We start from the raw sequence: 11,893 nt of genomic DNA, 5'->3' as shown, positions 1-11,893 counted from the left end.
GTAAAGTGTACCAGAGTAGTATAACGATGAAGAATTACATAAAAGCAGACGAGTGGAATATTATTGAGGAAGGTTTTGATCCTCATTTAAATAAAGTGTCAGAAAGTTTGTTCAGTATTGGTAATGGACGTATGGGCCAGCGTGCTAATTTTGAAGAATCCTATTCTGGAGAAACCCTGCAGGGTAATTACGTGGCCGGTGTATACTATCCAGACAAAACCCGTGTAGGGTGGTGGAAAAATGGCTACCCGGAATATTTTGCCAAAGTATTGAATGCAGCCAACTGGATTGGTATCGATATCAGTATTGAAAGTGAGGTACTGGATCTTTTTACCTGTAAAGTCACAGCATTTAAACGAGTGTTGGATATGCAGCAGGGAACATTGAGCCGTACTTTTACTGCTGAACTAAATAGTGGTAAAATTGTTCAGGTTGAAGCCATCCGTTTTTGTAGCATTGCTGAAGATGAGCTGGCAGCTTTACGTTACAAAATCACAGCGGTTAATTTTGAAGGCAGTATTGCGATCACTTCATTTGTTGATGGTGATGTAAAAAATCAGGATGCCAACTATGATGAGAAATTCTGGAACGAAGTAAAACAAGAGCAGGTAAATGATACCGATTACCTGGTGTTGCGTACCAAAAAGACAGAGTTTGATGTTTGTACGGCCAGCCATACGACTATAGTGTATAATAGTGAGACACAAAATTTAAAGCCTGTTTCTAAAGAAAAATATGTTGGTCAGACTGCTGCTATATATTTGAAACAAGGCACTGCTGTTGATATCTATAAAGTTGCGGCAAACCTCTCTTCACAAAATTATAGTAAAGAAGAACTACTTGCTGCCGCTAAAGCAAAGATGGAAAGGGCAGTTGCAAAAGGTTTTGATCAGTTACTTAAAGCACAAATTGATGCCTGGGCTGCCAAATGGCAGGAAAGCGATATGGTTATAGAAGGCGATGTTAAAGCCCAGCAAGCCATTCGCTTCAATATATTCCAGCTCAACCAAACCTATACAGGTAAAGATGCCCGTTTAAACATTGGTCCCAAAGGTTTCACGGGCGAAAAGTACGGAGGTTCTACCTATTGGGATACTGAAGCTTATTGTATTCCTTTCTACTTATCAACAGCCCCTCAGGAGGTGGCAGAAAACCTGTTGGTTTATCGTTATAAACAATTGGATAAAGCGATTGAAAATGCTAAAAAGTTAGGCTTTAACAATGGTGCAGCCTTGTATCCAATGGTAACCATGAATGGCGAGGAATGTCATAACGAATGGGAGATTACTTTTGAAGAGATCCATAGAAACGGAGCTATAGCTTTTGCTATTTTCAACTACATCAGGTATACAGGTAAAGAAAATTACCTGGCACAATATGGACTGGAGGTACTTATAGGTATTGCACGTTTTTGGAAACAGCGCGTAAACTGGAGTGTCGACAAACAAAAATATGTCATGCTTGGCGTAACAGGCCCTAACGAATATGAAAACAATATCAATAACAATTGGTATACGAACAAGCTTGCCGCATGGTGTTTAAGATATACGATTGAGGCGGCGGCAGTTGTTAAAACACAGGATCCGGAAAAATATAAGGCAATTTTAGAAAAGACAAATTTCAAAGAAGAACAGGAGTTTTCTGACTGGACAGCTGTGGCCGATCAGATGTACTATCCTTACGATGAGAAAGAACAGGTTTTCCTTCAGCAGGATGGCTTTATGGATAAGGAGCAAATATTGGTTAAAGACCTACCAGCCACTGAGCGCCCTTTGAACCAGAAATGGAGCTGGGACAGGATATTACGTTCCTGCTACATCAAACAAGCAGATGTTTTACAGGGAATGTATTTCTTTGAAGATGAATTTGATCAGGAAACTTTAAAACGGAATTACAACTTCTACGAAAGCAGGACTGTCCATGAAAGCTCTTTATCACCATGTGTTCATAGTATTTTGGCTGCTAAATTAAGTGATGAAGAGAAAGCGTATGAATTTTACCTGCGTACGGCACGTTTAGATCTGGATGATTACAACAACGATACAGAAGATGGGCTACACATTACTTCAATGGCAGGCACATGGATGAGTATTGTAGAAGGATTTGCCGGAATGCGTGTGCGCAACGGACAGTTAAACTTTAGACCTTTTTTACCAAAAGCATGGAATTCATTCTCCTTTAACATTGGTTTTAGAGGTGCTCAGTTAAACGTACATATTACGGCATCACAAATCAAGATTGTAAATAATGCAGATCAAGCATTGGAAATCAGTATATTTAATCAACCTTATACAGTTCCTAACGGAGAAAAGGTGATTACTTACAACGAACAATTGGTATGACGACGCTCCTAAGAATCCTTATTTTGATTGTACTGACTATTGTTGCAGACCCGGCTGTTAGCCAGGCGCAAAACAAACCTGTAATTTACCAGTTGTTACCGAGGTTGTTCGGAAACAAACAGACCGCCAATGTTACTTATGGCACCATTGAACAGAATGGAAGTGGTAAGTTTAATGACATCAATGTAAAAGCATTGGAAGGTATTAAGGAACTGAGGGTTACTCATGTCTGGTATACCGGCGTGATTGCTCATGCAAGTATGACCGATTATAGTGCCTTTGACATTAAAGCTGATGATGCTGATGTGGTTAAAGGCAGGGCAGGTTCGCCCTATGCAATCAGGGATTATTATGATGTAGATCCAGATCTGGCAGTTGATGTACGAGACAGAATGAAAGAATTTGAGTCCTTAGTTGCCCGCACGCATCAAATGGGAATGAAGGTGATCATTGATTTTGTACCCAACCATGTAGCCCGTCATTATCATTCCCGTATGAAACCTAAAGGAGTGGAAGACTTTGGTGTAAAAGACGATCTCACAAAAGCTTTTAGTGTAAGCAATGACTTTTATTACATTCCAGGTGAACATTTTGTAGTACCCGGACAACTGGATAAGAACGATCCGCTGTTCGAATTAAAAGACCTGAAATTTGATGAAATGCCGGCCAAGGCTACAGGTAACAATGTTTTCTCTAAAGCACCCTCGCAAAATGACTGGTACGAAACGGTGAAGCTGAACTATGGTGTGGATTATCTGAACGGAGAGAAAAAGTATTTTGATCCCAAACCACCGGTTTGGTTAAAAATGCGTGATATTTTACTTTATTGGGCTGCAAAAGGTGTCGATGGTTTCCGTTGCGATATGGCTGAAATGGTGCCTGTGGAATTTTGGGAATGGGTGATTCCTAATGTAAAGGCCAAATATCCTTCCATCATATTCATCGGTGAAGCTTACAATGCTGCCGTTTATGCTACCTATCTAAATAAAGGCCATTTTGATTATTTATATGATAAGGTAGGTTTGTATGATGGACTAAAAAGACTTATCCGAAATGAACCGAATGCAGATGTTAAGGAGATTTCAAGGGTTTGGCAGGTCGAAACCGCTGGCTTCGGCGACCGCATGCTGCGTTTCCTTGAAAACCACGATGAAGAGCGAATCGCTTCAACCGGGTTTGCCGGTAATCCTTTCTACGCGCTGCCGGCAATGGTTGTTTCCGCTACCCTGTCTGCCGGCCCTGTCATGTTGTACTTCGGTCAGGAAGTAGGTGAACCAGGTAAAGGCATAGAAGGCTTTGGTGGCGATGATAACCGCACCAGTATATTTGATTATTGGGGCGTTCCTGAACATCAAAAATGGATGAATGAGGGGGCATTTGATGGGGCCTTGCTAAGTAAAGAACAGCTGGAGCTGCGCAATTACTATAAAAAACTGATGGGGATTGTTGCTACATCTGATGCCATTAAGAATGGACAGATGTATGAAATACCCCTGGGCAATATGAACAACAGGATGTACGGTTATATCCGATATACAGCAAAACAACGTTTGCTGATCATTGTGAATTTCGACCGTACAGATGTCTTAGCTGCGAATATAGTGCTTCCGGAAGAAATCTTGAATATAAAAGCTCCGGTACCTGTTACGGATTTGCTGACCGGTAAAAAGCTGGATATTTCCGAAGGAGTCAATATTCCTATAACCGTATTACCTGTTTCTGCACAGATTATAGAATTTTAAACCAAATAGATGAGCTTAAAAACATTAACCGAAAACCCAAAGCTAAGTTTAGTCCAGATCATTAATATGAGTGTCGGCTTTTTCGGCATTCAGTTCGGCTGGGATTTACAACGGGCCAATATGGGACGTATATATGAAAACCTGGGTGCAAATCCTGACCAGGTCCCTTTATTGTTTTTAGCAGCTCCCTTAACCGGATTGCTGGTCCAGCCAATAATAGGCTATATGAGCGATCGTACATGGCACCCAAAATGGGGTAGAAGAAGACCCTATTTTATGATTGGCGCTATCGTAAGTTCTATTGCATTGATATTTATGCCACATAGCAGCGCGCTGTGGATGGCTGCAGGTTTGCTATGGATTTTAGATGTGGCAGGTAATGTGGCGATGGAACCTTTCAGAGCATTCGTAACTGATAAATTGCCCGATTCGCAAGTCAACAGAGGCTTTATCATGCAAAGTATGATGATCGGACTTGGAGGAAGTATCGCGTCGGCCCTGCCCTGGTTAATGAATAATGTTTTCCATTTGAGTAATACAGCCAGTCAGGGTAATATCCCCGAAAATGTAAAATTCTCTTTCTATATAGGAGCTTTCTTTTTCCTGGGGGCCGTATTATATACAGTTTTTACCACTAAAGAATATCCACCTGCCGATGTCGACTTTAAAGAAAAGGTATTAGAAAGCAACAAAGGCTTTGGTGCAGGAGCAAGAGAAATCTGGCATTCCCTATTAAATATGCCCAAAAGAATGCAGATTATTTCTTTGGTTCAGTTTTTTACCTGGCCAGGCTTGTTCTTAATGTGGTTCTATTATACCACAGCAGTTGCTGTAAATGTATTTGGAGGCAAAGATGCGAGTGATCCGGTGTATGCCCATGGTGCCGATTTCGGGAGTTTAACACTGGCATATTATAGTGTGATTACTTTTTTGTTTGCATTGGTCCTGCCTAAAATCGCCGACAAACTGGGCCGTAAAACTACACATGCATTGTGTTTATTATGTGGCGCTTTAGGATTAATCAGTGTAGCCTGGGTACAGGATAAGAATATGCTTTATTTATGTATGACTGGAGTGGGAATAGCATGGGCCAGTATTTTATCTATGCCTTACGCCATGTTGAGTGGTTCTTTGCCAAAAGATAAAGTGGGAATTTACATGGGCATATTTAACTTTTTTATTGTGTTGCCCGAAATTATTGCCTCACTGGGTTTTGGCTGGTTAATGCGGGAAGTGCTGCATAACGACAGGCTTTTGGCTGTACAGCTGGGTGGAGGCCTGATGATTATTGCCGCAATTATTTGTTACGTTTTTATAAGAGAGCCGCGTAAGACAGATCAGGCTTTAGCGGATAAACTTGCTATTGAAGGAAGAGATCAATAAAATTAAACCATAAACTAATGAAAAGGATTTACCTGGTGGTACTGATTTTATCGGTATTGGCCACCGCATGCAAAAAAGGGAAGGTTACCCCAGAGCCAACAGCTCCGGTGGTTCCTGTAACACCTAATCCACCTGTTACGCCAGATCCGGTTTTACCAACAGCAGCAAAGGACGGGGTTGTATTTATCAATAATGGCACATCGGCCATTGTCACCCTATACGCACCCTATAAGAAAACCGTCGCTTTAATTGGGGAGTTTAACGATTGGAAAGCTGCACCCATGAGAAATACAACCGATGGAAACATCTGGTGGGTACAGATAGATAACCTGAACCCCAATACCGAATATGCTTATCAATTCCTGGTTGATGAAACACTAAAAGTGGCCGATCCGTATAGCGAAAAGATACTGGATGAACCTAATGATGTTCATATTGATCAAGTAACTTATCCTTCACTAAAGGCTTATCCGAAAGGTAAAACTACTGGAATTGTAAGTGTAATGCAGGCCAACCAGCCCACCTATAGCTGGAAAAATACGGCAGGCTTTACAAGACCTGCAAAAAACAACCTGGTTATCTATGAGTTGCTGGTAAGGGATTTTACAAACGAACACAATTATGCGTCAACCCTTCAAAAATTAGACTACCTGGTAGGTTTGGGTGTTAATGCCATCGAATTGATGCCAGTAAATGAGTTTGAAGGAAACTTAAGCTGGGGCTACAATCCTTCATTCTATTTTGCCCCGGATAAATATTATGGAACAAAAGTCGCACTTCAGAACTTTATTGATGAGTGTCATGGTAAAGGGGTAGCAGTTATTTTGGATATGGTGCTGAACCATTCTTTTGGCCAGTCGCCTATGGTGCAGCTTTATTTCGATCAGCCTTCGGGTAAACCATTGGCCATTAGTCCATGGTTCAACACCAGATCTGATACCCATCCTTACAATGTTGGGTATGATCTTAACCACGAAAGTGCAGCTACAAAAACATTTGCCAAGAATGTAATGAAGTTTTGGATGCAGGAATATAAAATTGACGGTTTCCGTTTCGATCTGTCTAAAGGCTTTACGCAAAAAGTATCAACCGATGACGCTTCCTTTAGTGCTTATGATGCCAGCAGAGTGGCCATATGGAAAGACTACAACAACTATATTAAAAGCATTGACGCCAATAATTTTTATGTCATACTGGAGCATTTTGCCGATGCCTCAGAAGAAAAAGTACTGGCCGATGATGGGATGATGCTTTGGAATGGTTTAAATGTAAATATGAACGAGGGTATGATGGGCTGGCTACCGAACTCAGACTTCTCCTGGGCATTTTCTGCGAGACATGGCTTTGCAAAATCCGAAAACCTGATCAATTTTATTGAAAGTCATGATGAAGAGCGTACCATGTACAAAAACCTTAATTTTGCAAATGCAACCGTTACTTATAATATTAAGAACCTTGCTGTAGCTTTGAAAAGAGAAGAGATGGCTGCGGCTTTCCTTTTTGCAATACCAGGGCCAAAAATGATGTGGCAGTTCGAAGAACTGGGCTACGATATCAGCATAAACTTTAATGGCAGGACAGGGAATAAGCCCATTCACTGGGAGTATTTTCAACAGGCAGAACGCAAAGCTTTATACGATGCCTATGCGAAATTCATCAACCTGAAAAAGAAGAACAATATATTTAATGCTACTAATGCAACATATAGTCTGGCTGGAGGAATAAAATATATCAAACTAACAGAAGGAGCAAGTACGGTGATAGTGGTAGGTAATTTTGATGTAACGAGCAAAGATGCAAGTATTGATTTTGGTGCTTCAGGATTATGGCATGATGTGTTTAGTGGAGGAACAATAACGCTAAATAGTGCCAGCTATACCAAAACCCTTGCTCCGGGCGAATACCATATCTACAGCAGGACGGCACTTAATGGCGGATGAAATAAATAAGGTTTTTAAAATAAAATGTCTATTTTTACAGCCCGATTATGGAACAGATAAAAACATCATTTGATTTTGAAAAGCCTATTGCTGAGTTAGAACAGCAAATTGAAAAGGTTAAACAAGTTGCCGAAAAAACCAAAGTAGATATGTCTGCTACCTTAACAGAGCTTGAAGCAAAGCTGGATGCTACCCAGCAAACATTATATAGCAATCTTACAGGTTGGCAAAAAGTCCAGATGTCCCGTCATGCTGAAAGGCCACAGACATTAGACTATATCAGCATGATCTGTGATGATTTCATCGAGATGCATGGCGATAGAACAGTTAAGGACGATAAGGCAATTATTGGTGGTTTTGCAACAATAAATGGCGAAACCGTAATGATTATTGGACATCAGAAAGGTAAAAACACGAAGGAAAGACAATACCGTAACTTTGGTATGGCTAATCCTGAAGGTTACCGTAAAGCTTTGCGCTTAATGCGTTTGGCCGAGAAGTTCAATAAGCCGGTAATCTCTTTTATTGATACCATGGGTGCTTATCCTGGTCTTGAGGCTGAAGAGCGTGGTCAGGGTGAAGCCATTGCACGTAATTTACTGGAAATGTCAGTACTGAAAGTTCCAATCATTTGTATTGTTGTAGGCGAAGGTGCCTCAGGTGGTGCATTGGGTATCGGTATCGGCGATAAAGTATATATGCTGGAGCATACCTGGTATTCTGTAATCTCTCCTGAATCCTGCTCATCTATTTTATGGCGCAGCTGGGATTATAAAGAGCGAGCCGCAGAATGCTTAAAGCTAACCTCTGATGATATGTTTAACAATAAACTTATCGATGGGATTATTAAAGAGCCTCTGGGAGGTGCACACCAAAATCCTGAACTGATGGCAGAAACCATCAAAACTCAGATTGTAGCAGATCTTAAAGTGCTTAAGAAAGAAAAAACAGAAAAGATGATTGCCGCCAGAATTGACAAATTCTGTGCAATGGGGGTTGTCAATGAGTAATAAGCTCACATTCTGCTCTCCGGCTGCATTGATTCTTCGCTGAAGAAGCTTGAATAAGGGGCTAGGCCGGTTCGCAGAAAACTCGCTTCTACCGACTTATAGCGAGGTACAAAAACTATAAGCGGTAAGTGTATAAAGTTACTAAGAGCGTTAAAATTATATAAGAAAGGCCTGCAATTTAGAATTGCAGGCCTTTTATTTTGTAGCTATGCCGGCCCAAGACCGGCATTTATCAGTTATTGCTGGCTGAAGTATTGTGAAAATCTTGCTTCCAAACCTTGAAACTGGTTGTTCAAGCTCTCACTCAATTTTGTCTGCTGATGCTGCGCTGCAGTCTTCGACATTTGGTTCAGGAATGATAATCCCAGTTGAACATTTTGTCCACCAATAAACCTACGTTTGCTTGCAGAAACATCGGCCAGGTAAGTTAGTTCCTTTTGAATATAAGCGGCCGACTTTTCAATCAGTGCATTCGCTCTTTTAACATCACCTAACAAATATAGATTCTCTGCCATAAAGTATGTGCCCATCATAGAACGCATGCCATAAAAACGCTCAGGCATTACTTCAAAATAACGGTTTACTACTTTTTTAGCATCTTCCGCTTTATTCTCTCTCATTAATCCAGAGATGGTGTTGTTAAAAATATTGGTGAAGATGGAAATGTCATCTGCCGACTGAGGATCAAGATATTTCGCATTTTTAATATTACCCCAAACAAACTTATCCATTACGTTTTTGTAAAGAACAGGTGTGTTAATGAGTTCAGGCTTATTTGCTGAAGTATCCGCTTTTAAAGGCATTAGGCGTAAAGCTAAACCTTCATTATATAAATAGTTGTCTAAACCATTGTATTGATCAGAAGGCACAGTACTGGCAAAGTAAATTGGTCTTTCCCAGTTGTTGTGTACCAGGATATCGAAGAATGCCAGTGTACCTTTAGTTACATAGCCCTTATTGAATGTCCACTCCAGTGCAGGTGCAATTTTACTTGAATCAGCAACACTTACCACACCATTTTTAAGTACATCAGCTTTATTTACGGTAAGCTTAAAGTTTTTGGTAGGGATAAAATTTTCTCTGCTACCATCTTGTAATGGTAATTTATCTTCCGGATCTTCTGATAAAAGAATTGCGAGGATGTTGCTTAACTCTACAGAACCAGCAATTTTATAATCCTGATAGTACATTACATCTCTAACACCCTGCACATATTGAGAAGGTTTCATGGATATAGGCAATGCTGCGGATTCGTTAGTTACGCGTTTCAAGCCATTGATGTACCAATCGGTATCAAATAAACTTAAGTTAACCAGTTTAATGTCGGGTCTGATATTCTCAACTTCCTGTGCATACCACAATGGGTAAGTGTCATTATCTCCATAAGTAAATAGTATGGCATTAGGAGCACAGGATTGAAGGTAGTCGACTGCAATGTCATGCGCAACCATTTTGCTTGATCTGTCGTGGTCATCCCATCCCTGGGCAGCCATTATAACCGGAGCAGCTAATAAACCTGTTGCGGTAGCCAATATTGCGCCATTAACCGGCGTAAGCTTTTTAACCAGCCATTCACGGATAGCCAATACACCAAGACCGATCCAAATGGCAAAAGCATAGAAAGAGCCTGCGTAAGCATAGTCCCTTTCCCTTGGTTCCATCGGTTTCTGGTTCAGGTAAAGTACAATGGCGAGACCAGTAAAAAAGAATAATAAAGCTACAATACCAGCATCTTTCTGATTGCGTTTGAAATGCCAGATGGCACCCAATAAACCAAGAATAAGTGGTAGGAAGAAGAAACGGTTATAAGCGTTACTATCTACAATGGATGGAGGCAGATTTTTCTGATCACCAAGCATCATCGCATCAATGGGTTTAACACCACTTAACCACTGACCTTCGTATAAACTTCCCTGTCCCTGATCGTCATTTTGGCGACCTACGAAATTCCACATGAAATAACGCATGTACATCTGACCAATCTGATATTTGAAAAGGAAACCAATATTATCGAACAAGCCTGGGAAATGATCATCACTAAAGCCCATCATGTCTTTATAATAACCTACATGTCGTGCATCATCACTATACATCCTAGGGAACGGCGTTGTTCTGTCGTACTCATAGTCGGTCTTTTTTCCGGCTACTTCATACTTCTCATCACCTTTTCTGTACAGCGTTTTACCTTGCGTAAGGTTAACTTTTTGTGAATTATAGTTAGGACCAAACAATAAGGGCCTGTCTCCATACTGCTCCCTGTTCAGGTAGCTAAGGAATGAGAATGCATTATCGGGGTCACTATTGTTGAGGTTTGGATCAGCTTTAGCGCGGATGATAATCATCGCAAATGAGCAATAACCAAATATGATGAGGACAGTTGAAAGTAAAGCAAGGTTTAAAACTCTTTTCTGGTGTTGAATTGAATAACGGATACCCCAAACCAAACCGGCGATCACCAGGATGGCAAAGAAGATTACTCCTGAACCAAAACCCATTCCTAAGGTGTTCACAAAGAATAAGTCGAAGTATGCACCGAATGAAACCAGGTATTGTATAATACCATATTGTATAACGGCAAGGATAAGTATGCCAATAATGCCGGCTTTAATCATGCCTGCAGAACTAGGTTTCTCTGCTTTTTTAAAATAATATACAAACGCAATTGCTGGAATGGTTAATAAGTTCAATAAGTGGATACCTATTGATAAACCCATAATATAAGCGATGAAAAGTAACCATCTGTCGGCGCCCTGCTCGTTAGCATGAGCTTCCCATTTTAAAATAGCCCAGAAAACGATTGCTGTAAATAAAGAAGACAAGGCATACACTTCCGACTCCACTGCTGAGAACCAGAAACTATCTGAGAACGTATAAGCCAAAGCACCCACTGCACCGGCACCCATAATGGCGATCAGGTTACCTTTAGAAACTTCTTCGTTTTCTTTGATCAGGACTTTTTTCGCTAAAGCGGTGATCGTCCAGAACAAGAACAAAATTGTTGCAGCACTGGCAATAGCAGAACCAACATTCATAAAGTAGGCGATCTTATCCGTATCACCAAAAGCGAACAGTGAGAAGAAACGCTGAATCATTAAAAATAATGGAGCACCTGGCTGGTGTACAACCTGCATTTTATATGCAGAGGCAATAAATTCACCACAATCCCAGAAGCTTACAGATGGCTCCAGGGTTAATATGTACGTGACAGTAGCGATAAGAAAGCAAAGCCAGCCAGTAAGATTATTAATTTTTGAATAATTCATTTCTTTATTGAATAGTTAATGTATGCCAATAGGCGATTAAAATGCAGCCGAAAATAAAGAATTAGATTGACACTAACGTAATGTAGCCATGAGTTTAACATTTTTTTGCAATATAAATATCGCCGTTACTGCCATGCACACTTGTAGTATCATTAGGTTCGTGTTCTTAATATCTTAGATATGTCTAAAGTATAAACTAAGGATTAGTTACTA

The 11,893-nt window shown here is 40.5% G+C and carries 6 protein-coding genes; 5 read left to right on the top strand and 1 reads right to left on the bottom strand.

What is annotated here, in order from left to right; genetic code table 11:
* Nucleotides 1-26 precede the first annotated feature (26 nt).
* The 5 genes from R2Q84_RS09545 to R2Q84_RS09525 are packed head-to-tail and all read left to right on the top strand — an operon-like array spanning nucleotide 27 to nucleotide 8,417.
* The gene (locus R2Q84_RS09545; protein WP_316816302.1) at nucleotides 27-2,342 is read left to right on the top strand and encodes a glycoside hydrolase family 65 protein; all 2,316 of its coding nucleotides are present in this window, start codon (nucleotides 27-29) and stop codon (nucleotides 2,340-2,342) included.
* Complete coding sequence (locus R2Q84_RS09540; protein ID WP_316816301.1) at nucleotides 2,339-4,084, top strand: alpha-amylase family protein; 1,746 nt, start codon at nucleotides 2,339-2,341, stop codon at nucleotides 4,082-4,084. Before R2Q84_RS09545 ends, R2Q84_RS09540 begins: the two co-directional genes overlap by 4 nt.
* Before the next feature lie 9 nt (nucleotides 4,085-4,093).
* Entirely contained in the window at nucleotides 4,094-5,467 is a 1,374-nt protein-coding gene (locus tag R2Q84_RS09535; RefSeq protein ID WP_316816300.1) for an MFS transporter, read from the top strand.
* 17 nt (nucleotides 5,468-5,484) lie between these two features.
* Nucleotides 5,485-7,407 (top strand): alpha-amylase family glycosyl hydrolase, encoded by a 1,923-nt coding sequence (locus R2Q84_RS09530; protein ID WP_316816299.1) that lies wholly within the window; start codon nucleotides 5,485-5,487, stop codon nucleotides 7,405-7,407.
* Nucleotides 7,408-7,454: 47 nt separating this feature from the next.
* Nucleotides 7,455-8,417: an acetyl-CoA carboxylase carboxyltransferase subunit alpha gene (locus R2Q84_RS09525; RefSeq protein ID WP_316816298.1), complete on the top strand. Its 963-nt coding sequence runs from the start codon at nucleotides 7,455-7,457 to the stop codon at nucleotides 8,415-8,417.
* A 236-nt stretch (nucleotides 8,418-8,653) separates the two neighbouring features.
* On the opposite strand, the gene R2Q84_RS09520 is transcribed toward R2Q84_RS09525, so the two are convergent.
* Entirely contained in the window at nucleotides 8,654-11,680 is a 3,027-nt protein-coding gene (locus R2Q84_RS09520; RefSeq protein WP_316816297.1) for a DUF2723 domain-containing protein, read from the bottom strand.
* Between the last annotated feature and the right edge of the window lie 213 nt (nucleotides 11,681-11,893).

The organism is Pedobacter nyackensis (assembly GCF_032678475.1).
GTDB lineage: Bacteria > Bacteroidota > Bacteroidia > Sphingobacteriales > Sphingobacteriaceae > Pedobacter > Pedobacter nyackensis_A.
The sequence above is the reverse complement of the archived record's forward strand: the minus strand, read 5'-3'. Positions and strand labels throughout refer to the sequence as shown.